General features: G+C 53.5%; 22 protein-coding genes. 20 read left to right on the forward strand and 2 right to left on the reverse strand.

The window, feature by feature from the left end:
* The first annotated feature begins 80 nt into the window (after positions 1 to 80).
* From yfmF to ACFPOF_RS04650, 20 genes are all read left to right on the forward strand, one after another.
* Positions 81 to 1,361 (forward strand): EF-P 5-aminopentanol modification-associated protein YfmF, encoded by a 1,281-nt coding sequence (yfmF, locus tag ACFPOF_RS04555; protein WP_378130020.1) that lies wholly within the window; start codon positions 81 to 83, stop codon positions 1,359 to 1,361.
* A gap of 3 nt (positions 1,362 to 1,364) precedes the next feature.
* Positions 1,365 to 2,645 (forward strand): EF-P 5-aminopentanol modification-associated protein YfmH, encoded by a 1,281-nt coding sequence (gene yfmH, locus ACFPOF_RS04560; RefSeq protein WP_378130022.1) that lies wholly within the window; start codon positions 1,365 to 1,367, stop codon positions 2,643 to 2,645.
* On the forward strand, positions 2,642 to 3,376 hold the full coding sequence (ymfI, locus tag ACFPOF_RS04565; protein WP_378130024.1) for an elongation factor P 5-aminopentanone reductase: 735 nt from the start codon (positions 2,642 to 2,644) through the stop codon (positions 3,374 to 3,376). The genes yfmH and ymfI overlap by 4 nt, the downstream gene beginning before the upstream one ends.
* Positions 3,377 to 3,690: 314 nt before the next feature.
* Entirely contained in the window at positions 3,691 to 4,470 is a 780-nt protein-coding gene (locus ACFPOF_RS04570; protein WP_378130026.1) for a DUF3388 domain-containing protein, read from the forward strand.
* Positions 4,471 to 4,539: 69 nt separating this feature from the next.
* Positions 4,540 to 5,394, forward strand: a complete 855-nt coding sequence (locus tag ACFPOF_RS04575) for a helix-turn-helix domain-containing protein (RefSeq protein WP_378130028.1) — start codon at positions 4,540 to 4,542, stop codon at positions 5,392 to 5,394.
* Between the two features lie 131 nt (positions 5,395 to 5,525).
* Positions 5,526 to 6,017, forward strand: coding sequence for a YajQ family cyclic di-GMP-binding protein (locus ACFPOF_RS04580; RefSeq protein ID WP_378130030.1), 492 nt, complete (start codon positions 5,526 to 5,528; stop codon positions 6,015 to 6,017).
* 83 nt (positions 6,018 to 6,100) lie between these two features.
* Entirely contained in the window at positions 6,101 to 7,429 is a 1,329-nt protein-coding gene (gene rimO / locus ACFPOF_RS04585) for a 30S ribosomal protein S12 methylthiotransferase RimO (protein ID WP_378130032.1), read from the forward strand.
* The gene (pgsA, locus tag ACFPOF_RS04590) at positions 7,426 to 8,001 is read left to right on the forward strand and encodes a CDP-diacylglycerol--glycerol-3-phosphate 3-phosphatidyltransferase (RefSeq protein WP_378130034.1); all 576 of its coding nucleotides are present in this window, start codon (positions 7,426 to 7,428) and stop codon (positions 7,999 to 8,001) included. The genes rimO and pgsA overlap by 4 nt, the downstream gene beginning before the upstream one ends.
* 77 nt (positions 8,002 to 8,078) lie before the next feature.
* Positions 8,079 to 9,332: a competence/damage-inducible protein A gene (locus ACFPOF_RS04595; RefSeq protein ID WP_378130036.1), complete on the forward strand. Its 1,254-nt coding sequence runs from the start codon at positions 8,079 to 8,081 to the stop codon at positions 9,330 to 9,332.
* A gap of 580 nt (positions 9,333 to 9,912) precedes the next feature.
* The gene (gene recA / locus ACFPOF_RS04600; RefSeq protein WP_378130038.1) at positions 9,913 to 10,971 is read left to right on the forward strand and encodes a recombinase RecA; all 1,059 of its coding nucleotides are present in this window, start codon (positions 9,913 to 9,915) and stop codon (positions 10,969 to 10,971) included.
* A gap of 187 nt (positions 10,972 to 11,158) precedes the next feature.
* Positions 11,159 to 12,196, forward strand: coding sequence for a regulatory protein RecX (locus tag ACFPOF_RS04605; protein WP_378130040.1), 1,038 nt, complete (start codon positions 11,159 to 11,161; stop codon positions 12,194 to 12,196).
* 336 nt (positions 12,197 to 12,532) lie between these two features.
* Entirely contained in the window at positions 12,533 to 14,074 is a 1,542-nt protein-coding gene (gene rny / locus ACFPOF_RS04610; protein ID WP_378130042.1) for a ribonuclease Y, read from the forward strand.
* A gap of 103 nt (positions 14,075 to 14,177) precedes the next feature.
* Positions 14,178 to 14,972: a TIGR00282 family metallophosphoesterase gene (locus ACFPOF_RS04615; protein ID WP_378130090.1), complete on the forward strand. Its 795-nt coding sequence runs from the start codon at positions 14,178 to 14,180 to the stop codon at positions 14,970 to 14,972.
* 283 nt (positions 14,973 to 15,255) lie between these two features.
* Positions 15,256 to 15,516 carry a stage V sporulation protein SpoVS gene (gene spoVS / locus ACFPOF_RS04620; RefSeq protein WP_027084382.1) on the forward strand — a complete coding sequence of 87 codons (261 nt, stop codon included), beginning with the start codon at positions 15,256 to 15,258 and terminating at the stop codon, positions 15,514 to 15,516.
* A 151-nt stretch (positions 15,517 to 15,667) separates the two neighbouring features.
* A complete protein-coding gene (locus ACFPOF_RS04625; protein ID WP_378130044.1) occupies positions 15,668 to 16,609 on the forward strand; it encodes a dipeptidase in 942 nt (313 codons plus the stop codon).
* Between the two features lie 183 nt (positions 16,610 to 16,792).
* Positions 16,793 to 18,529, forward strand: a complete 1,737-nt coding sequence (locus ACFPOF_RS04630) for a 2-oxoacid:acceptor oxidoreductase subunit alpha (RefSeq protein WP_378130046.1) — start codon at positions 16,793 to 16,795, stop codon at positions 18,527 to 18,529.
* 3 nt (positions 18,530 to 18,532) lie between these two features.
* Positions 18,533 to 19,399 carry a 2-oxoacid:ferredoxin oxidoreductase subunit beta gene (locus tag ACFPOF_RS04635; protein WP_378130048.1) on the forward strand — a complete coding sequence of 289 codons (867 nt, stop codon included), beginning with the start codon at positions 18,533 to 18,535 and terminating at the stop codon, positions 19,397 to 19,399.
* Positions 19,400 to 19,503: 104 nt separating this feature from the next.
* On the forward strand, positions 19,504 to 20,082 hold the full coding sequence (pduL, locus tag ACFPOF_RS04640) for a phosphate propanoyltransferase (RefSeq protein WP_378130050.1): 579 nt from the start codon (positions 19,504 to 19,506) through the stop codon (positions 20,080 to 20,082).
* 93 nt (positions 20,083 to 20,175) lie between these two features.
* On the forward strand, positions 20,176 to 21,753 hold the full coding sequence (gene miaB / locus ACFPOF_RS04645) for a tRNA (N6-isopentenyl adenosine(37)-C2)-methylthiotransferase MiaB (protein WP_378130052.1): 1,578 nt from the start codon (positions 20,176 to 20,178) through the stop codon (positions 21,751 to 21,753).
* A 56-nt stretch (positions 21,754 to 21,809) separates the two neighbouring features.
* Positions 21,810 to 22,280, forward strand: coding sequence for a YlbF/YmcA family competence regulator (locus ACFPOF_RS04650; RefSeq protein ID WP_378130054.1), 471 nt, complete (start codon positions 21,810 to 21,812; stop codon positions 22,278 to 22,280).
* An 82-nt stretch (positions 22,281 to 22,362) separates the two neighbouring features.
* On the opposite strand, the gene ACFPOF_RS04655 is transcribed toward ACFPOF_RS04650, so the two are convergent.
* Positions 22,363 to 22,965: a hypothetical protein gene (locus ACFPOF_RS04655; protein WP_378130056.1), complete on the reverse strand. Its 603-nt coding sequence runs from the start codon at positions 22,963 to 22,965 to the stop codon at positions 22,363 to 22,365.
* 188 nt (positions 22,966 to 23,153) lie between these two features.
* A complete protein-coding gene (locus ACFPOF_RS04660) occupies positions 23,154 to 23,786 on the reverse strand; it encodes a biotin transporter BioY (protein ID WP_378130058.1) in 633 nt (210 codons plus the stop codon).
* Positions 23,787 to 23,867 lie beyond the last annotated feature (81 nt).

Genomic DNA, 23,867 nt, shown 5'->3' on the forward strand with positions numbered 1-23,867 from the left:
TTGTCCAATCGGTTAGAATGGGGCTGAACGTCGGAGTAAATGAACGCAGCGACATTATGGCGATAAAGGGGTTTGAGGCGATGTCGGAACAGTTTCAAAGAGGCGTGTGGGGCAGAATGCGGATCCACGTATTGCCGACCAAAAGATTCAAAACATTCGCACTGTCTTTGTTCGCAGGAGTGCCGCTGTCGGAACAGCGCGTGACTTCGGTTGCGCTCACACCTTTCGTGCTGCGCAGGGGCACGAAGTCGTACCCGGAGACGATCTCTTTCCGCGAACGGCTCGATGATTTGTACGGTGCCGGATTCGGATTCGATTTGTATAAACGGGGCGATCATCAGATCGTTCAGTTCCGATTGGATATGATAAATGACCGATTCGTGTCGTCGAACGAATCGCTGCTTGGCGAAGCGCTGACGTTTCTAGGCGAAGTGCTGACGGCGCCAGCCCTTGAAAATGGGCAGCTCCGAAGCAAGTATGTTGAAGCTGAGAAGCAGACTGTAAGCAAGCGCATCGACGCGATCATTAACGATAAGATCCGTTACGCGGCGGAGCGTTGCGTCGAGGAGATGTGCAAAGACGAACCTTTCCGATTGTCTGCGCTTGGAACGAAAGCGCAACTTCAGGAGTTGAACGCGGAGGCGCTGACGGCAGCCTACAAGAGCTGGCTGAGCGAAGCTTCTTTTGATTTGTACGTATCGGGCGACACGACGCTTGAGGAAGTGACGGAGCGGGTCGCGAAGACGTTCGCCCTGCCGGACGGCAAACCCGCGGGTTATTCGGCGTCCGAGCTGAGAACGGCGAGACCCGAGCCGCAACGTATCGTCGAGCGCCTCGATGTTGGTCAGGGGAAGTTAAACATGGGGCTGAGGGTTGGGGCGACCTATGGAAGCGATCAGTACGCGTCGCTTCTCGTATACAACGGCTTGCTCGGCGGTTTTCCGCACTCGAAGCTATTCGTTAACGTTCGGGAGAAGGCGAGCCTTGCGTATTATGCGATGTCCAGACTCGATGGCCATAAAGGCATCATGACGCTGCAATCGGGTATCGAGACCGCCAACTTCGAAAGGGCGGTCGGCATTATCCGGGAGCAGCTCGATGCGATGAAAGCGGGCGATTTCGCCGATGATGATTTCAAGCGGACCCAAGCGATGATCACGGGCCAGCTCAGAGAGTTGCAAGATTCGGCGTTCGAGCGGATTGCTTTCGATTTTAGCAATATATTGTCCGGCTCCGAACGAACCGGGGAAAGTTTCATTGCCGAGATCGAAGCAGTGAAACCGAATGCCGTAACCGAAGCTGCGCAAGGCGTCGCGCTCGACACGATCTATTTTCTGCGAGACCGCAAAGGGGAGGGCTAATCGATGGCATCCACGCCTTATCCGAAGCTGCAGGAGACGCTGTGGCACGAGAAGCTGGACAACGGACTGGAAGTGTTCGTCCTGCCGAAGCCGGGCTTTACGAAGACGTATGCGACATTCACGACGAAGTACGGCTCCGTCGACAATCATTTCGTTCCGCCGGGCGGGGAACCGATACGCGTACCGGACGGTATTGCCCATTTCCTCGAACACAAAATGTTCGAAGAGCCGGACGGCGACATTTTCTCCAAATTCGCATCTCTTGGAGCCTCAGCCAATGCTTATACGAGCTTTGATCGGACGGTCTATCTATTTTCTGCGACGGGCGAAGTGAAGGAAAATCTCGACACACTGCTGCACTTCGTGCAAAATCCATACTTCACAGACGAAAATGTGGAGAAGGAAAAAGGAATTATCGTGCAGGAAATCGACATGTACCGGGACAATCCAGACTGGCGCGTCTACTTCGGTTTGATCGAAGCGATGTATAGTAAACATCCCGTCCATATCGATATTGCGGGCACGGAGGATTCGGTTCGCTCCATTACGAAGGAAATGCTGTACGACTGTTACCATACGTTTTATCATCCGTCGAACATGATTTTGTTTGTCGTCGGAGGAGTAGACCCGCAAGCGACGCTTGAGCAAGTGAAGCGGGAGCAAGCGGGCAAATCATTCTCCAAAGGCGGGGAGATCCAACGCTTGTTCGAAGCGGAACCGGCCGCCGTGAAAGAAGCGAAGAAAGAATTGCAACTTCCGGTATCGCTTCCGAAATGCTTGTTCGGCTATAAGGAGCAACCGTCCGAGGACGGTGACGTCATGCGCCGAGAGCTGGCGACGAAGCTCGCGCTCGATGCGCTGCTTGGCTCCAGTTCTACGCTGTATCAGCAGTTGTACGACGACAATTTGATTTCGGACGGCTTCGGACACGAATATAACACGGGTCCCGGATACGCGTTCTCGATGATCGGGGGAGAGACGCGGGACCCCGACGAACTGGTGGCGCGAGTCAGCGAAGCGCTAAGCGAAGCGGCCGAGAAAGGCATTCCCTCCGAGACGTTCGAGCGGACGCGCCGCAAAAAAATCGGGGCCTATTTGCGGATGATGAACAGCCCGGAATCGATTGCGAGCGAGTTTACCCGTTATCGTCATAGAGGCGGCGACTTGTTCACTGTCGTCGATATTTACGAGAGCTTGACACTCGAAGAGACGAACGCTCGTTTGAAAGCGCACGTGAATCAGGCGTTCCGCTCGGTTTCCATCGTGAGGAGCGCCGATTCGTGAAGCGCGTCGCTCTCGTAACCGGCGCGTCCCGCGGCATCGGTGCCGCGGTGGCGTGCCGGCTTGCGGCGGATGGCGCAGATGTCGCGCTCCAGTTCTTCGCGGCGGCAGAAGCGGCTGAGGGGGTTGCGGCAGATTGCCGCGCGCACGGCGGACAAGCCGTTGTGCTGCAGGCCGACTTGCGCAGAAGGGGATCGTGCGAGTCGATGAAGAAGAAGCTTGACGAGCTGGGATGGACACCAGATATCGTCGTGCATTGCGCGGGAATCACCCACTATGGTTTGCTCGAGGATACAGATGACGAAGCGTGGGACGATCTGATGAACGTCAATTTGAAGGGTGCGCACGAGCTTGTCAAAGCGTTTGCTTCGCCGATGCGTTGGAGCCGGTGGGGGCGCTTTGTCTTTCTGTCCAGCGTCTGGGGCGCTGTAGGCTCGGCAGGAGAGGCTGCCTATGCAGCTTCCAAAGGCGGTTTAAACGCATTCACCAAGTCGGCCGCTAAGGAACTCGCTTCGTCTGGCATTACGGCGAACGCGATCAGCCCTGGGGCAGTGGATACGGATATGCTGTCTACGCTCGGGGAAGATGACTTGAGCGTACTTCGGAGAGAAATCCCGCTCGGACGACTCGGAACGCCGGAAGACGTCGCCGAACTTGTCCGTTATCTCGTCTCCGAAGGAGCGGGATACGTAACCGGGCAGACAATCGGAATTAACGGCGGATGGTTCATGTAAATTGGACGAAAATGTTAAGATCACGCATAGGCGTCCGTCATTATGGCTACATTAATGGAAATTCATAGGGGAAGCCTCCGAGAAGGGGGCTTCTTGTGCGCCTTATTGGAACGAGCGGCTTCGGCTGTTTATTCGAGCGCTCGCTAGGACTTTTGGCGTAATAATCCGTTTTATTTTGCAGGAGAATGGCGAGCGTTGTAGAATAAACAAGATAGTATGCAAAAAGGCGTATTTATTTGTTATTACGGATGAGAATTCGCCCACAGGGCTCATATATTCAGGAATTATTTTCCTTTATTAGGATGAGGTGCAAGATGGAAGCGAAAGAAACGAAGCAATGGTATATGGAGTACAAAATTCATAAAAATCGCCCGGGATTGCTCGGGGATATCGCCTCATTGCTCGGGATGCTGGAAGTGAACATTTTAACGATTAACGGTGTCGAAGACCGTACGCGCGGCATGCTGCTCCAGACGGATGATGACGAGAAGATCGAATTGCTCGGCAAAATGCTGCGGAAAGTCGAGAACATTACCGTCAACACGCTCCGTCCGCCAAAATTGACGGATATATTGGCCGTTCGACATGGCCGTTATATTGAACGCGATTCCGACGACAGGAAGACGTTTCGTTTTACGCGCGATGAGTTGGGCTTGCTCGTCGATTTTCTAGGTGAATTGTTCAAGCGGGACGGCAATCAGACGATCGGTTTGAGGGGAATGCCTCGCGTAGGCAAGACGGAATCGATCATCGCGGGCAGCGTATGCGCGAACAAGCGTTGGACATTCGTATCGTCGACATTGCTTCGCCAGACGGTTCGCAGCCAATTGTCGGAAGAGGAAATGACGCCGAACAACGTGTACATCATCGACGGCATTGTCAGCACGATTCGTTCCAACGAGAAACATTACAGCTTACTGCAAGACATTATGGCGATGCCTTCGACGAAGGTGATCGAACACCCTGATATTTTCGTTCGGGAATCGCAATTCAGCTATGACGTATTCGACTGCATCGTAGAATTGCGCAATTCTCCGGATGAGGAAATAACATACGAGAATTTCACGACGGCCGGCTTGGGCGACGATTATTAATTGCAAGAAACAATGGCATAGAGCGGCCACTGCGGCGCAGGAAACATTTTTTACTGGGAGGTGACAGTCATGTCCGATTTGGGCGCCTTGCTGCGCAAAGCAAGGGAGCAGCGGGGGTATACGCTGGACGACGTGCAAGAATATACGAAAATTCGTAAACGTTATTTGGAAGCGATTGAGTCGGGCGACTATAAAGTGCTTCCGGGCTCGTTCTATGTACGGGCGTTCGTGAAAACTTATTCCGAGACGGTAGGGCTCGACGCGGAGGAAGTATTGCGGCTTTACCAGAAGGAGCTTCCGCAGAAGCCGACGGCTGAAACCGTTGTCGCGGAGACGAAGATGAAGCCTACGCGCAGAAGCGTACAGCATAACGACCGATGGGGCAAAATCGCGGTAACGCTGCTGATGTGGGCGTTTCCGATTTTGATCGCCGCCGTTATTTATATTTATTGGACGAACAATAAAGAGTCGGACACGAAAGAACTTGAAACGAATCCTCCGATCACTTCGGAAACCGCGACGCCTTCGAACAGCGCTTCGTCAACTCCGCCGCCTTCTACAACGGCGCCTCCGGCAACGCCGTCTGTGCCGTCGGTGTCCGTTACGCTGAAGGAAACGAAAAACAACATCATGTACTATGACGTTTCGCCTGGTACGGGACATAAGCTCAAAATCGATGTGACCGGCGCAGTATGGATTGAAGTCCGCGAGAACGACAGGAAAGGCAAAGTTTTGTATTCGAAAAACCTGAAGGAAGCGATCGCGCCGCTGTATTTCGACCTGACAACGCCGGTTTATGTGAACGCCGGTCGTATGGATCACGTTGCGTTCTATGTAGATGAGACGACTGCTGTGCCGGATGCGGACAAGGCGGGCTCCATCAAAGTCCGTTTCACCCCGGTTACCGAAACGCCTGCACTATGATTGACTGCTGAACAATTGGCAAACAAGTCCTCCTATGGGCTCCTATGGGGGGCTTTTTGTTTTAATTCGCGTCGGCTCCCGTGCTATAATGTAAGGATAAATGGGCAATTAATGAAAGGAAGAGGATCCAATTGGCATCGGAATATTCGTTTGACGTCGTCTCCAAAGTCGATTTTCAGGAAGTAAACAATGCGGTCACCCAGGCGATGAAGGAAATCGAAACCCGCTTTGACTTCAAAGGCAGCAAAAGCAGCATTAAGCTGGAGGGGGAGCAGCTTGTCATCGCATCGGACGACGATTATAAGCTGAAAAGCGTTGTTGACATTCTCCAGACGAAGCTGATCAAGCGGGGCGTACCGATTCTGAATATGGATTACGGCAAAGTCGAGCCGGCTTCCGGCGGCACCGTTCGCCAAGTCGTTAAGATGAGGCAGGGAATCGATCAAGAGAATGCGAAGAAAATGAACATTCTTATTCGCGATTCGAAGCTGAAAGTGAAATCCCAAATCCAAGGCGATCAACTGCGGGTGACCGGTAAAAGTAAAGACGATCTTCAGGCGGTCATGGCGCTTCTGCGCGGTGCGGGACTCCCGCTTGAACTGCAATTCAGCAACTATCGATAAACCATTCTCTCTTTTGACACGTATAGGGGCTTCGATTATACTGTTGGGGATAACAACGGTCGAATATTTGGGGGAAGTCATCCATGATTGAGAAAGTCAGCGTCGTTACGCTCGGCTGCGAGAAAAATCTGGTCGATTCCGAGATTATGTCGGGACTCATCCATGAACGCGGATTTTCGCTCGTGGACAAGCCGGAAGACGCGACGGTCGTCATTGTTAATACTTGCGGTTTCATTGACGCGGCGAAGGAAGAGTCGGTCAATACGATTTTGAATTTGGCCGAGCTGAAAGACACGGCGCGTTTGAAGGCGCTTATTGTATCCGGTTGTCTGACGCAGCGGTACAAGAAAGAATTGATGGAGGAAATGCCTGAGATCGACGGTATCGTCGGGACGGGAGATTTTCATAAAATCAATGAGATCATCGACGAGGCGCTTCGCGGCCGCAAGCCGGTGTACGTCGGAAATCCCGTCTTTAACTATGAGGAAAAGCTGCCTCGATTACTATCGACGCAGCGGCATACGGCGTACGTCAAAATCGCCGAAGGCTGCGATAATGCGTGCACATTCTGCAGCATACCGATTATGCGGGGTAAGTTCCGCAGTCGTTCGATGGAGTCGATCGTGTCCGAGGTCGAATCGCTTGCCGCGCAAGGAGTTCGGGAAATCAGCCTAATCGCCCAAGATTCCACGAATTATGGAACGGATCTGTACGAAGGCTTCAAGTTGCCGGAGCTGCTCAACCGGGTGAGTGAAGTGCCGGGCATCGAGTGGGTTCGTCTTCATTATGCGTACCCGGGCTTTTTTACGGATGAACTAATAGATGCGATCGCGTCGAATCCGAAAATATGCGACTATATTGATATGCCGCTGCAACACAGCGAGGACGCGATCCTGAAACGTATGCGTCGGCCGGGGCGTCAGCGTGACGTTCGGGAGTTGGTCGGCAAAATCCGTTCCCGCATACCGGACGTGGCGCTGCGCACTTCGATCATCGTCGGGTTCCCGGGCGAGACGGAAGAAGATTTTGATAGACTATGCGACTTCGTCCGCGAGATGAAGTTCGACAGGCTTGGCGTGTTTGCCTATTCGCAGGAAGAAGATACGCCGGCTAACCGATTGCCGGATCACTTGCCGGACGAGGTCAAGCAATACCGAGCCAATACGTTGATGGAAATTCAGCGTGAAGCGGTAAAAGATCTCGGCTCCAAGTTCGTTGGCCGGACGATTGACGTGCTAGTCGAGCGCTACGATGGCCGCAGCGACGTATTCGTCGGCCGCAGTCAGTATGATGCGCCGGAAGTGGACGGAGAAGTGTACATCTCGAATTGCAAAGTACAGATCGGCGAGATCGCCAAAGTCAGAATTACCCATGCCTATGAGTACGACCTGTCAGGGGAGGGAATCGCGTGAACCTCGCCAACCGAATCACGCTGGCAAGAATCTTTCTCGTTCCGATCGTGACGATATTCCTGCTCGTCAAACTTGACGTCGAGCCGCTTACGATCGGCGAGTACTCGATTTCATACAATCAAGTGTTTGCTCTGCTATTGTTCATTATCGCGGCTAGTACGGATGGGCTGGATGGTTATATCGCGCGCAAGAGGAAGATCGTCACCAATCTTGGCAAATTGCTTGATCCGCTTGCGGATAAGCTGCTCATGGCCGCTGTTCTCATCGCATTGGTCGAGATGGGAAAGCTCGGAGCTTGGGTTGCCATCATTATCATCAGCCGCGAATGGGCGGTGACGGGATTGCGCCAAGTTGCACTGCTTGAAGGCGCCGTGCTTGCGGCGAGCAAGTGGGGCAAATGGAAAACGGCAGTGCAGATTACGATGATTATCGTGCTTCTGCTGAACAATTTTCCGTTTAACTTCCTAGATCTTCGCATCGACTTGATCTTCGTGTGGGCATCGGTGTTGATTACGGTGTACTCCGGCATCGATTACTTTGTCAAAAACAAAAATTTAATACCGGCCAGCTAATGAAGCGGCTGTCGTTCTCCGGAAGTTGGCGAGAGCGGCAGCCGTTGTCTGGTTCGTCGGGTAGGGGGAAAAGAGTGATGAAAGCCGAAATTATCGCGGTCGGTACGGAGCTGCTTCTCGGGCAGATTGTGAATACGAATGCCCAGTATTTATCCCGGGGGCTTGCCGCTCTCGGCATCGATGTCTACTACCAGACGGTTGTTGGAGATAACAAGGAGCGGCTTATACGAGCGATTGAGATTGCTCGAGAGAGGGCGGACTTGCTCGTATTTACCGGCGGGCTTGGGCCAACGCTGGACGACCTGACTCGGGACGCCCTCGCGGAGTATTTAGGTCGCGGGATTGAGCTGCATGAGCCGTCGATGGAAAAAATAGAGGCGATGTTCGCGGGACGTGGAGGCGTATTTATCGAAAGCAATCGCCGTCAGGCGCTTCTGATCGAAGGGGCGGCACCGCTCCGCAACGACACAGGGCTTGCGGTCGGCAATGCGCTGGCGGTTGATGACACTTGTTATTTGCTGTTGCCGGGGCCCCCTCGAGAGATGAAGCCGATGTTCGACAACGACGGCTCGGCTTGGCTGCGGGAACAGCTTGGTCCATCGGAAGCGCTGCATTCGGTACTATTGAAGTTCGCCGGAATCGGAGAATCGGCATTGGAAGATTTACTGATTGACCTGATCCGGGAACAGAGCGATCCGACGATCGCCCCTTATGCGAAAGAAGGAGAAGTGGCGATTCGCGTGTCGACCAAGGCCGGAGCCGCCGAAGAAGCGGCTGGCAAGCTCGACCGGACGCTAGCGCTAATTCGAGACAGGACGTCCGCTTATTTGTTTGCGGAAGAGGATGTGCCTATTGAGACGACGATCGTCCGCAAGTTGACGGAGATGCGCAAGACGTTGACGCTTGCTGAGAGCTGCACGGGCGGGCTCGTATCGCAGCTTGTGACGACGGTCCCGGGAAGCGCTGTAGTCTATGTCGGAGGAGTCGTGTCGTACAGCAACGCAGTAAAGCATAAGCAAATTGGCGTGCCGATGGCGCTGCTCGAAGGGCCGGACGCGCCTGGCGCGATCAGCGCGGAGACGGCCGCGGCGATGGCTGAGGGCATGCGGGCGTCGGCGGACGCCGACTTCGCGCTGTCCGTCACCGGTAACGCCGGTCCTGCTGCGGCCGAGGATAAGCCAGTCGGCCTCGTGTATGTCGGCTTGGCCGAGCGCGGCCGCGAGACGCGTGTCGAGAAGCTGCAGCTCGCCGGAGACCGCGAAGGCATCCGCATACGCGCGGCGAAACGGGCGCTGTACATGCTGTGGCAGTCTCTGACAGGGCGAGCTTGAGCGGCTCTGGGGGGGATGGTGCCTCGCTGGCCGGGCCGTCTGTGTACGTGGTTGGTTCTTTATTCAGGCGCTTATGACAATATCCCGCTCGTTCAGGTTAGGTTGGTGAGGACGGGGGGAAGGTGCCGCGGTTGCTCCTTTTGTCGAAATCCCTTTCGCTCAGGAAGGGATTTTTGGCGTTGCAGTATTCTCTTTGGGCAGTGGCGACGGCGAGTAGAAGGAAGGGAACAGAGAACGAGGTAACGATGTGGGGAGCGTTACGCAAGTAGAAAGAATGGGCGCTTGATTAGGCGGAATCTATGGTTTGGGAATGGGACCAGTAGGTATTCTGTAGCGATGACTCGCATTGCAAACCCTCATCGAGCAGTAACTATCATAATTGTGATAAAAAAATGTCGATACTTGTCAATTTTATCTCCCTATGCTACAGTTAAGAGGAAAGTTGCGGAAGAACCGTAGCGAAGATAACTTTGCTGCGGTTCTTTTTTTGTAAAAAAATCGAACAAATGTTCTCAAAATGCTTGGCAAACGAGTGGAAACAAGGTATGATAAATCTATCAAAGAAAAGGATGTGGGTGTGTTGTCGGATCGTCGCGCCGCATTAGACATGGCTTTGCGCCAGATCGAGAAGCAATTCGGTAAAGGTTCTGTAATGAAATTGGGAGAGAGCGCACAGCGTACGGTAGAGACCGTTTCTAGCGGCGTATTGGCGCTCGACATTGCTCTTGGCATAGGCGGTTACCCTCGCGGACGGATAATCGAAGTGTACGGACCGGAATCTTCCGGTAAGACGACGGTGTCTCTTCACGCGATCGCGGAAGTGCAACGTAACGGCGGCACAGCAGCATTTATTGATGCCGAACACGCGCTGGATCCGACATACGCGAGGAGCCTCGGCGTGAATATCGATGAGCTGTTGCTTTCGCAACCGGACACGGGCGAACAGGCGCTTGAAATCGCAGAAGCGCTCGTACGAAGCGGGGCGGTCGACATCATCGTCGTCGATTCGGTCGCGGCTCTTGTGCCTAAAGCGGAAATCGAAGGCGACATGGGCGATTCGTTCGTCGGCTTGCAAGCTCGTCTGATGTCTCAGGCGATGCGTAAGCTGTCCGGGGCAATCAGCAAGTCCAAGTGCCTCGCGATCTTTATTAACCAACTGCGCGAGAAAATCGGCGTCATGTTCGGTAACCCGGAAACGACACCCGGTGGACGCGCTTTGAAGTTCTACGCCAGCGTTCGGCTTGACGTACGTCGCGTGGAAGCGATCAAACAAGGCAACGACGTTGTCGGCAACCGGACGAAGATCAAAGTCGTCAAAAACAAAGTTGCGCCTCCGTTTAAGCAAGCGGAAGTGGACATTATGTACGGCGAAGGCATATCGAAAGTCGGTAGTATCGTCGACATTGGGACCGAACAGGAAATTATCCAGAAGAGCGGTGCATGGTTCTCGTATAATAACGAGCGTCTTGGTCAGGGGCGCGAGAACGCGAAGCTCTTCTTGAAGGAAAATACGGAACTGTGCGATAAGATCGAGCGGCAAATTCGGGAAGCATTGCTCTCTTCGTCACTTGCGAATTCGGGATCGGCAGCGTTCTCTGAAGATGAGGACGATGAAGAATTCGGTGAAGACGAAGTTTAAGCCCGCCGAGCGCGGAGTTGTCGGTTGATTGACCGGCAGCCGCGATAGCGGACATATGCAACAATACTCGGCGCAGGCAACGGGGATCCCCTTCGTTTGAATCGAGTGAGCGATCATTCAACATTCATTTCGAAAGCAGCGGCATGCGATGCCGCTCTTTCTGTTTTCTTGGAGGGAATGCAAGACGATGTTCGAGAGACGGGCGGGGACCGCGAGAGGCACAGTGAATAATAAACGGAAGAAAAAGGCGGGCAGAGGCAGGCAGCAAGAAGAGGAGAAGAAGCCAGCCGAAATCGCAGCGCCTGTCGTAGGCGCTGAGGTCTCTGGCGTGGATCCGCATCCGAGGAAAGCCGGCATGTACCGGATTACTTTGTTCGTGACGGTAGAAGGGAAAGTCGAGCCAGATAGCGATAGCTTAGACGAGGATAGTGGGTACTCTTCCTCCGACGCTGCGAATGGAACGATGGGCAACCTCTTCGACGATTGGAACAGCGAGGTTGATGCGTTAATCGCTGAGGCAAAGACGGCAGCGGAGGAGAAGTCGGGTTCGGTTTTGAAGGATCAATTCGAGGACACTCGACTTGAGACGATCATAACGGTTCACGAAGATACGCTTGTCGGGTGGCGTCTACTGAAAGGGCGTAAGTTGACTGCGGAGGAATATGACGAGCTCAAGCGAGAAGAACGCAAGGAAGAGGCGTATCGTTCCGCTCTGCAGATGCTGGAGACGAAAGCCCGTACGACGGCCGAACTGGCACGGGCGTTAAAGCGCAAAGGGTATGAAGCGGATGTCGCGGCCGCGTGTGTGGATAGACTTCGGGAGCGCCGAGTGATAGACGACGCAGCCTATGCAAAACGGTTTGCGGAGCAGCGCGTGGCCGGTCATCGCAAAGGCCGGATGCTTATCCGGCAAGAATTGCTGCAGCGAGGCGTAGCACGATCGGAAGTGGATAGCGCGATCGGCGGGCTTGACAGCAACGTGGAGCAGGAAGCAGCCAACCAGCTTGCTTCCAAGAAGTGGCAGTCCACCAAAGGCGAAATCCGCGAGCGCAAAATGAAGGTGATGGGCATGCTGCTTCGAAGGGGCTACTCCAACTCGGTCGCAAGGGAAGCGGTAAATCTGGCGGCGGAAGCCGCTGCGCAAGAAGCTGCGGACGAGTCTTACGAAGAGTGGCAGGATGGTTATGATGGTACCGATGACAGGTTCGGTTACACTGATGATTAAGTTTAAATGGGAGCGGATCTTGTTGGGCCTTGACTTGTTCCCGGGTCGTGAGATTGATGGCACTCTGACAGAGTATGCGAGCGAGAGCATTCACGGGAGACTGCTCTGCGCTACCATTGATGCTCGCTTGACAATCTATTTTCGCAAAAGATAAAATGATTTTGTATTCCATCTTCCCGTCCGACGTTTTTTCCTTCCAAAAAAACGACCCGGAACGCGTTTTTTCGACCATTAAAGCTTTGTTCACATGTAATCGAACGGTTTGGAAACCGGAAATCAATTGAATAAGTATCCCCAAGCGGTTGCCTTGGAGATGCAACGAGGAGGTGAAAGACCATGGAATCATGGATCTGGGTCTTGATCGTTCTCGTTGTTGGCGTTCTTTGCTTTGGGATCGGTTATGTCGCTCGTAAATCCATTGCCGAAGCCAAAATTTCCAGTGCTGAAGCCGCTGCCCTTCAAATCGTCGAATCGGCGAAGAAGGAATCGGAAGCCGTCCGCAAGGAAACGGTGCTGGAAGCCAAAGATGAGGTGCACAAACTCCGTAACGAGGCGGAACGCGATATTCGCGAGCGCCGCAACGAAACTCAACGTCTGGAAAGGCGGCTGCTGCAAAAGGAAGAGTCGCTGGATCGCAAGCTCGAAGCGTTGGAGCGCAAAGAGGAGCAAGTCGCCAACAAAGAGAAACGGATCGACGAGATTCAAAGCCAGATCGAGCAGTTGCACAAGCAGCAAACGCTCGAATTGGAGCGCATTTCCAACCTGTCGGTAGAAGACGCGAAACAAATGATTTTGTCGGCGGTCGAACAGGAAGTGCGTCACGAGACAGCGCAGATGATCAAGGAAATCGAGCATCAGGCGAAAGAAGAAGGCGACAAAAAAGCCCGCGATATTATCTCTCTTGCCATTCAGCGTTGCGCCGCGGATCACGTGGCGGAGACGACGGTATCCGTTGTCTCGCTGCCTAACGAAGAGATGAAAGGTCGTATTATCGGTCGCGAAGGTCGCAACATCCGTGCGCTGGAGACACTCACGGGGATCGACCTTATTATCGACGATACGCCGGAAGCGGTCATTTTGTCCGGCTTCGATCCGATTCGCCGGGAAATTGCGAGAACTTCCCTCGAGAAACTCGTTGCGGACGGACGTATTCACCCGGCTCGTATCGAAGAAATGGTGGAGAAGTCCCGCAAGGAAGTCGACGAGCGGATCCGCGAGTACGGCGAACAAGCGACTTTCGAAGTCGGTGTTCACGGCTTGCATCCGGATTTGATCAAAATTCTCGGCCGTCTGAAATTTCGGACGAGCTATGGCCAGAACGTGCTCAAGCATTCGATGGAAGTTGCCTATCTCACCGGCTTGATGGCAGGAGAGCTTGGCGAAGACATCACATTGGCGAAGCGCGCCGGCTTACTGCATGATATCGGCAAAGCGCTCGACCACGAAGTGGAAGGCTCGCATGTCGAGATCGGCGTGGAATTGGGCAAAAAGTACAAAGAGCATCCGGTCGTCATCAACAGTATCGCATCCCACCACGGAGATGTGGAGGCGACTTCGGTCATCGCGATGCTCGTCGGCGCGGCGGATGCACTTAGTGCGGCCCGTCCTGGCGCTCGCCGTGAAACGCTTGAAACGTACATTCGCCGTCTCGAGAAACTCGAAGCGATCTCGGAATCGTTCGACGGCGTCGAGAAGTCGTACGCGATTCAAGCCGGACGCGAAGTGCGCGTCATGGTTCAACCCGAGAAAATCGACGATACCGAGGCGTTCCGCCTAGCCCGGGATATTACGAAGAAAATCGAGGGCGAACTGGACTATCCAGGACACATCAAAGTTACCGTCATTCGTGAAACCCGCGCGGTGGAATACGCGAAATAACGAAATAAATTTCGGAATGCAGGGAAGGATGAGAAGTGGCTGCGGCAACATGCAGCCACTTTTCCCTTTTTTCGCAAGAAAAGCAGAAGGGTAGTTGAAACTTATGAAAGTCGTATTCATCGGAGATATCGTCGGCAATGTCGGCCGCAATGCGGTCAAACGTTTGTTGCCGTGGATCAAGGACAAATACAATCCTCATATCGTTATCGCTAACGGCGAGAACTCGGCCGGCGGCCGAGGCATTAACGCGCAAATTACACGAGAGCTATTCGAGTGGGGCGTGCATGGCATTACGATGGGCAATCACACGTGGGACAATCGGGACATTTTCGAATTCATCGACGATGAACCCCGTCTGATTCGCCCTTCCAATTTGCCTCCCGGCACGCCGGGTAACGGCAGCATGATCGTGAAAGTGGGCGGCAAAGAACTCGGTGTCGTAAACTTGATCGGCCGCACGTTCCTTCCCCCTTCGGACTGCCCGTTCCGGAAGGCAGATGAAGAAATCGAGGAGCTTCGTCGCCGCACGAAATGTATTCTTGTTGACTTCCATGCAGAAGCGACGAGCGAAAAAATAGCGATGGGCTGGTACTTGGACGGTCGCGCGTCCCTTGTCGTCGGTACGCATACGCATGTGCAGACGAACGATGCGAGAATATTGCCCGAAGGTACGGCGTATTTGACAGACGCAGGCATGACGGGTCCACGCGACGGCGTTCTCGGCATGGAGAAGGAAACGGTTTTGAGTCGCTTCATAACCGGTATGCCTGGCCGATTCACGGTTGCAGAAAGCAAGTGGACGCTGAACGGCGTATTCGTGGACATCGACGATGCAACCGGAAAAGCGACGAAAGTGCAGCTCATTTCCTTAGACGAAGATACTTGGATTGCCGTTTGATCGTCTTGTTTTCAATTGGCCTCGGGAGAGGCTGTAGCAGAGATGATAGGATACAGCTCGTACATGCAGACCCTGATGCCGATTCGGCTAGGGTCTGTTCCAGTTCATAGATTCTTCGACCTGTCATTTTTCTAACGATTCCCCTTCGAACAGGGAACAAAAGAAGGAATTATCGTTCGCGTTACCGAATATGTATGCCTTAGTGGGCCCAGCCTGTGATTCCGATGCATTCTCGATGAAACCAAGCAACGTCGCGGGTTTGTCATAAGAGGAGGTACTGGTCATGGAAGTACTGAAGGTTTCCGCAAAGTCCAATCCAAATTCCGTAGCAGGCGCACTGGCAGGCGTTCTCCGCGAACGCGGAGCTGCTGAACTGCAAGCGATTGGCGCCGGAGCGCTCAACCAGGCGGTGAAAGCCGTTGCGATCGCAAGGGGATTCGTTGCCCCAAGCGGCGTGGACTTGATCTGCATCCCGGCTTTTACGGATATCGTCATCGATGGAGAAGACCGCACGGCGATCAAACTGATCGTCGAACCGAGGTAAAACAAAGCTTGCCGATATCGACCTGTTCAAGGGTGGCAGCCGACCTACGTCGTCAAGACGAGTGGCGGCTTCGCCGTTGCGACAGGTTTTTTTGTTGCCCGTCTACGACATGGAAGAGGAGAGGAATTCAAGAGAAAGAAGGGGACCGAAAATGAGAATCGTGGATATGCACGTTGACGTCATTTGTAAGTTGCTAAGCCGCCCGAAAACCAGATGGGATGCGACTGGAGCCGAATTATTTTTCGATACGACGCCGGAACGAATGACCGCAGGGGGCATTGGCTTACAGGTGTTCGCGCTGTTCTTGCCAGAGGAATTGCCGTCGGAACCTGAAACTGTTTTCCAAGGGGCGGAGTTGTTCTGGAGTGAAGTGTTGGCGGCCAAAGGAATGAAGCTGATTCGGCGATCCGACGATCTTGAAGCAGCAAGTCGCGAGAATAAAATCGGGGCACTGCTCTCTCTCGAAGGCGTCGACGGTCTGCAAGGGAAGATGTGGGCGCTGCGCATGCTGCACCGGCTCGGTTTACGTCTGCTGGGACCGACCTGGAACCATTCGAACTGGGCCTGCGACGGAGCGCTGGAGCCTAGGGGAGCGGGATTGACGGAAGCGGGGCGCACCCTTGTTAAAGAGTGCGAGAAATTGGGTATCCTAGTAGATGTATCTCATTTATCAGACGCAGGTTTTTGGGATGTTGCGGAGATGGCATCACGCCCCTTCTTCGCTTCCCATTCGAATGCCCGCGCGATTGTAGATAATCCTCGCAACTTGACCGACTCGCAAATTCAAACAATCGTATCGGCGCAAGGCATTATCGGCATTACGTTCGTGCCCTGGTTTCTGACAGAGGAGGAACCGGCTTCGATTGATGATGTGCTCCGCCACGTTGAGCATGTATGTGCTTTGGGCGGTGAAACCAATCTTGCGTTCGGATCGGATTTTGACGGCATTCCACGCCATGTTGCCGGATTGTCGCATCCGGGCCAGTATCCCGCACTTACTGAAGCTTTGCTCAAGAGGTATCCACAGAGGCTTGTCGAAGGTTTTCTTGGTGATAACGCTTACAGGTTCTTGTTCCAGAATTTACCGAAATGATCTATTCAAACTGAATTGATCTCGTTTCGGCAACGATTCTATCGCAAACTAACATATTTCCTTTGCGCGAATACGTCTTGCATTTTACGTTCCTTAAACATAAACTTTATTACGGTAATACAAAATATTATAGGGTAATTCTGTCGAATTTTGACGACTCAGAGTTTAAGAGGAGATGGGCATGTGATCAGTCAACTGTCATGGAAAATTGGCGGCCAACAAGGGGAAGGCGTGGAAAGTACGGATCGTATTTTTTCTACCGCGTTGAACCGATTGGGTTACTACCTGTACGGGTACCGGCATTTTTCCTCGCGGATCAAAGGCGGACACACGAACAACAAAATCCGCATCAGCACGAAGCCGATACGGGCGATTTCCGATGATCTGGACATCCTTGTCGCGTTTGACCAGGAAAGCATTGACCTGAACGCGGGAGAGCTGCGGGCAGGCGGTGTCGTCGTCGCGGACGCGAAGTTCGGACCAACGATTCCGGAAGGCGTGCAAGCGCGGTTATTCGCGGTACCGATTACAGCCATCGCAGAAGAATTAGGCACATCCCTCATGAAAAATATGGTTGCTTCGGGCGCTTCTTGGGGGCTTCTCGGCCTCCCGATGGAAGTCTTTTATAAAGCGGTAGAAGAAGAGTTCGGACGCAAAGGTCCGGCGATCGTCGAGAAAAATATCGAAGCGGTACGCCGAGGCGCAGAGTTTGTTCTCGAACAGGCGGGAGGCCCTCTCGACGAATTTAAGCTGGAAGATGCGGATGGCAAGCATAAATTGTTCATGATCGGTAACGAGGCGATGGCGCTCGGAAGCTTGGCGGCGGGGTGCCGTCTCATGTCCGCTTATCCGATTACGCCCGCGTCCGAGATAATGGAATACTTGATCAAGAAGCTGCCAAAATTCGGCGGTACAGTCGTACAGACGGAAGACGAGATTGCGGCTGTGACGATGGCGATCGGCGCCAACTATGGCGGCGTGCGCACAATGACGGCTTCTGCAGGTCCGGGTCTCGCGCTCATGATGGAAGCAATCGGGCTGTCCGGTATGACGGAGACGCCTCTTGTCATCGTGGATACGCAGCGCGGCGGTCCTTCCACAGGTTTGCCGACGAAGCAGGAGCAATCGGACATTAACGCGCTCATCTATGGCACACACGGCGAGATTCCGAAATTGGTCGTTGCGCCGAGCACGATCGAGGAATGTTTCTACGATATGATTGAAGCGTTTAACATCGCTGAGGAGTATCAAATTCCGGTTATTGTCGCGACGGATCTTCAGTTGTCTCTCGGTAAGCAGACGTCCGAACCGCTCGATTATGACAAAATCTTGATCAAGCGCGGTAAGCTCGTGACGGAAGATCTACCTGCCAACGAAGACAATCGTCTGTTCAAGCGTTACGAGTTTACGGAAGACGGCATATCTCCTCGCGTGCTTCCGGGCGCGAAGAACGGCATCCACCACGTGACGGGCGTCGAGCATGACCAAGAAGGAAGACCGTCGGAGAACGCGCTTAACCGCGAGAAAATGATGGACAAACGTTTAGGCAAAATTCGCGACTTGCGCGTGACGAACGCGATCAAGGCGGACGCCCCGAATTCGGCGCCGGATCTTCTGATCGTCGCGATGGGCTCCACCGGCGGCACGATCGAAGAAGCGCGCGGACGGTTGGCGGCGGATGGCGTGACGACGAACCAGATTATGGTCCGTCAAATGTTCCCGTTCCCAACCGAACTGCTTGAGTCTCATCTGACGGCAGCGAAGCAGATCGTCGTTCTCGAGAACAATGCGACCGGTCAGCTTGCGAACTTGATCAAGCAAAACATCGGGCATCACGATAAAATCAAAAACTTGTTGAAATACGACGGCACGCCGTTCTTGCCTTCGGAAATCCACAAAGCCTGCAAGGAGCTGATCTAACGGATGGCTACATTTAAAGAGTTCCGTAACAACGTTAAGCCGAACTGGTGCCCAGGCTGCGGCGATTTCTCCGTGCAGGCGGCGATCCAACGGGCTGCTGCGAATGTGGGCCTCGAGCCTGAACAGCTTGCGGTCATCTCGGGCATTGGCTGTTCCGGCCGGATTTCGGGATACATTAATGCGTACGGCTTGCATGGCATTCACGGCCGTTCGCTACCGATTGCGCAAGGCGTTAAGCTAGCAAATCGTGAACTGACTGTTATCGCTTCGGGCGGCGACGGGGACGGCTTCGCGATCGGCATGGGCCATACGGTTCACGCCATTCGCCGCAACCTCGACATTACGTACATCGTCATGGATAACCAGATTTACGGGCTGACGAAAGGCCAGACGTCTCCTCGCTCGGCGGAAGGGTTCAAGACAAAGTCGACGCCGGAAGGCTCGATCGAGTCGACGCTGTCCCCGCTCGAGATCGCGCTGTCCGCAGGCGCAACGTTCGTCGCACAGTCGTTCTCCAGCGACTTGAAGCAGCTGACGTCGCTGATCGAGCAAGGTTTGCAGCACAAAGGCTTCTCGCTCATCAATGTGTTTAGTCCTTGCGTAACGTTCAACAAAATCAACACGTACGACTGGTTTAAGGAAAACATCGTTAACCTGGAACAATTCCCGGATTACGATCCTTCCAACCGCGTAGCGGCGATGACGAAGATCATGGAAACGAACGGCATGCTGACCGGTCTGATCTATCAGAACAAGGAACGCAAGTCGTACGAGGATCTCGCAGTCGGCTTCAAGGAAGAGGCGCTGTCGAAGCAGGACATGATGCTGTCTCGCCAAGACTTTGACAAATTGTTGACGGAGTTCAAATAAGAGAGGTTGCGAAGAGGCGCACGGGTTTTGTCCCGTGTGCCTCTTGCGTTATACTGGAAGCAACGAACATCACGATTTTCGCATGAAGATTGGGGGAGTGAACGATGACAACGGGTAAAACGGTTCCGATCGGAGTATCGGCGCGGCATATTCATTTGTCCCAAGATCACGTGGAAGTGCTTTTTGGCGCAGGGGCGACTTTAACCGATTTTAAGCCGCTTACGCAGCCAGGTCAATTCGCGGCGAACGAGACGGTTGCTGTGTATGGACCGAAAGGTTCGTTCGCAACGGTCAGAGTGCTTGGGCCTGCACGTTCAATGACGCAGCTTGAAGTGTCCCGCACGGACGCATTTGCGCTCGGCATCCCGGCGCCGGTTAGAGAGTCGGGAAAGATCGAAGGTACACCTGGCGTTCGCATCGTCGGACCGGTAGGCGAGGTGACGGTGGACAAAGGCGTGATTGTCGCGGCGAGGCATATTCATGTTCATACATCGGACGCAGAGAAATGGGGAATTGCGGACAAGCAGTTGCTGGCCGTTCGCGTCGGCGGCGAACGCGGTCTCGTGTTCGAACAAGTGCTCGCCAGAGTGTCGGATCAGTTCGCGCTCGATATGCACATCGATACGGACGAAGGCAATGCGGCCGGTGTGAAAACAGGGGATTTTGCGGAGATCATTGGCTGATTCCTTCCGTCCCATGTGCTATAATAGACTATTGAATAGTAATGCGCTCTCGGCGCGTACGACTTCGATCAGGCGAAGGAAGTGAACGGCTTTATGTCCGATCAGACGAAAGATTACTCCAAATATTTTGATTTCTCGGACGCCAAGCTGGTCGGGCGCGAAGATGGCAAGACGACGTACCGGATTAACGGTCGCAACGTGCAGATCAACGCGGCGCCAGACTACCGGGAAGAGAAGAAGCGGGGCAAAGAAGCGGTCAGCGTCCATTACGAGAATACGATTCCGGATGAGCTGAGAACGCTCGGCGTCGGCAAGAAATATATGATTCAAACATACGGCTGCCAAATGAACGAGCATGACACCGAAGTCATGCGCGGGTTGTTCGAAGAGATGAGCTACACGTCTACGGATGACCGGATGGACGCAGACATCATTCTGCTCAACACGTGCGCCGTTCGCGAGAACGCGGAGGACAAAGTGTTTGGCGAGCTCGGGCATTTGAAAGTGCTGAAGCAGCAACGTCCAGAACTGATCTTGGGCGTATGCGGCTGCATGTCTCAGGAAGCGTCGGTTGTGAACCGGATTATGCAGAAGCATTCGCACGTCGATCTCATTTTCGGAACGCATAACATCCACCGTCTGCCGCATCTTCTGATGGACGCGCACTTTGGCAAGGAAATGGTCATCGAGGTGTGGTCCAAAGAAGGCGACATCTACGAGAATTTGCCGAAAAAGAGGACAGAAGGTTTACGCGCGTGGGTGAACATTATGTACGGCTGCGACAAGTTCTGTACGTACTGCATCGTTCCGTACACGCGGGGTAAAGAGAGAAGCAGGCTGCCAGAAGACGTTATCGCAGAAGTGCGCGACTTGGCGCGGCAAGGTTTCAAGGAAATTACGCTGCTTGGGCAGAACGTGAACGCGTACGGCAAAGATTTTACGGATCGGGAATACCGGTTCGGAGATTTGATGGACGATATGCGCAAGATCGATATTCCTCGCATTCGATTCACGACGTCCCATCCGCGTGATTTCGACGATCATCTGATCGAAGTGTTGGCTAAAGGCGGCAATCTCGTCGAACATATTCACTTGCCTGTGCAGTCCGGCAGTACGGACGTGTTGAAGCGGATGAGCCGGAAGTATTCGCGCGAACGGTATTTGGAGCTGGCCGAACGCATTCGCCGGGATATTCCGGGCGCGGTGCTAACGACGGACGTCATCGTCGGTTTTCCCGGAGAGACGGAAGAGCAGTTCGAGGAAACGTTGACGCTTATGCGGGAAGCGGGAATTACGTCGGCGTACACGTATATTTACTCGCCCCGGGAAGGCACGCCAGCTTATGATATGGAGGACGACGTCTCGGCGGAAGTCAAGAAGCGTCGACTGGCGAAGCTTAATGAGGTTATCGGCGAGTTGTCGCTGGCGCATCATCGCGAGCTTGTCGGCGAAATCGTCGAAGTGCTCGTCGAAGGCGAGAGCAAGGCGAACGCGAACGTATTGTCCGGTCGCAGTCGCTCGAACAAGCTGATCCATTTCGAAGGAAAGAAGGAATGGATCGGACAGTTCGTGAACGTGCGGATCATAGCAGCCCAGACGTGGTACGTGAAAGGCGAAGTGGTCGGCGAGCCGGTCACGGATACTTCCGAACTGGCGGAGCAAGCAGGATAAACAACTGTATAACGTGCAAATAGAAGAGAGAAATCTCAAACGGAGGATGACGATAGATGTCTGCACACGCACATGATCACGATCACGACCATGGTGAAGGTTGCTCGGTACCGGTATTCGATAACCGGGAACTGATCGTACGTGAAGATATATTGGCAAGAGCTAAAGAGCTGGCGCAGCTGATTACGACGACCGAAGAGGTCGAAATGTACCAGAAATCCGAGAAGCTTATTCAATCGCATGAAAAAGTGCAAGGTTTGATCACGACGATCAAGAAGAAGCAGAAGGAGCTCGTCGCGTTCCAGAATACGTTCAAAAATCCGGCGATGGTCGAGAAAATCGAAGGCGAGATCGATACGATTCAAGACGAGCTCGACAACATTCCGATCGTACAGCAGTTCCAGCAAAGTCAAGTTGACGTCAATTACTTGCTGCAATCGATCGTTAGCGTTATTCGCGATACAGTCGCCGAGAAGCTTGACGTCGAAGCGGCGAAACCTGCGGAAGCACCGGAAACGTGCGACTGATTTGACTTACGATTGAAAAAAGACGAAGGCCGCGCGATTGCGCGGCTTTTTGCGTGGAGATGTATGAGAAGATTCGGGGCGATTAGCGGGCTGTGTTGGCGCTCAGGCTTAGCAAAAAGTTTCGTTGATCGAATTGGAGAGCGTGCTGTTGGTTTGCGCTGAGCTTCCACTTTTGAATCCAGTAAGAGGGCATTCTTATGCGGTCATCCGACAAGTTGGCGGGGATGTGCAGGCGCATGCGGGCGATGTTTTTCCCATGGCGGACTTTAATGACCATTCCTTGCCGCTCGGGAATGCCGAGCCGAGACAGCAGTTCGTAACCGACGGACAAGGTGCCGGCGCCAAGCGTACTTGTCGTCAGCGTGGATACCGTTTCGCTAAGTGGAGCAGGTGCAATCGTGATCGTCTGTTCGGCTTCCGCGTAAGTAAGCGAATATCTGCGTAAGGCGGTTAGCTGGAACTGTCGCGCGAGGGCGTAGTTCATTTCCATAAAGTCAGCGAAACATTCTCGACCTTCCAGATACTGAAGCTCAATCGTCTGTTTGATCGTTCCTCTTTTGAGCGTAATCGGCGTTTTACGGGGAATACGTAGCAATTCCGAGCCTGTGCTGCCGCAATTTAGGGTGAGCACGACTTGGTTAACAGGGAGCTTGGCGATAAACAGATCAAGGCGACCGCTGGCCATAAGGTAGGCGACACACTCCTTCAAAAGCGGTTGAATCTCAGAGACTTACTACTTTATGCGTAGCGGGGTCGGCAAGATTGTACCATCGTCCTGATCAAGGTAGATAGCAATGAAGAAAGGCTCCCGCGCAGGAGCGGGAGCCTTGAATGAGAAGCTTGAAATCTAGCAGCTTATACTTTTCGCGATGATTACGATTTGCGCGGACGGATTGGAGGAATGATCGGACGAACGGCAGTGATGACAAGTGTCGCGACGACCGCTTTGATCGCATCTCCCGGCAAGTAAGGATACAATCCGGCTTTCAGTGCCCCGGACACGGTGTTGTATTTCGGATTATCGATCACATGAGCAAGCCATGGCACGCCGGAAGCGTAGATCAGCAACGAGCCGAAGGCGAACACGCCGAGAAGCAGAAGCACTTGTTGCGGTCGGCCAAGCTTCGCTCGTTTGGCAAACAAGGCGTCACTGACGAGACCGATGAGCAGAGCGGCGATCGGATACATCCAGATGTACCCCGCTGTAGGACCGGTCAGCTTGTCGATGCCGCCTGATCCTCCGATGAATGGCAGTCCCGTTGCGGTTAACGCGACGACGATAAAAATGCTGAGGAAACCATAGGAGGCGCCAAGCAAGCCACCTGCGAGCATAATGCCGAAAGTGCCGAGCGTAATCGGTACCGGCGTGAAACCAAGATTGATCTTGACGAGGGTGGCGACGATAAACAAGGCGCCGAGCAGAGCAGTATAGACAAGAGCCCGCGTGCGGTAAGTCGAGGTTGCAGTATGTACGGTCTGAGGTGTGGCAGTTGTTGATGAATTCATTGTCAAAAGGCCTCCTAAATGTTAACCTGTTGATATAGTGTTGGTTAACAATTGAGATTGTAGCACGGGATAGGCGGATTG

The sequence above is a fragment of the Cohnella soli genome (assembly GCF_042655525.1).
Taxonomy (GTDB): Bacteria; Bacillota; Bacilli; order Paenibacillales; family Paenibacillaceae; genus Cohnella; species Cohnella soli.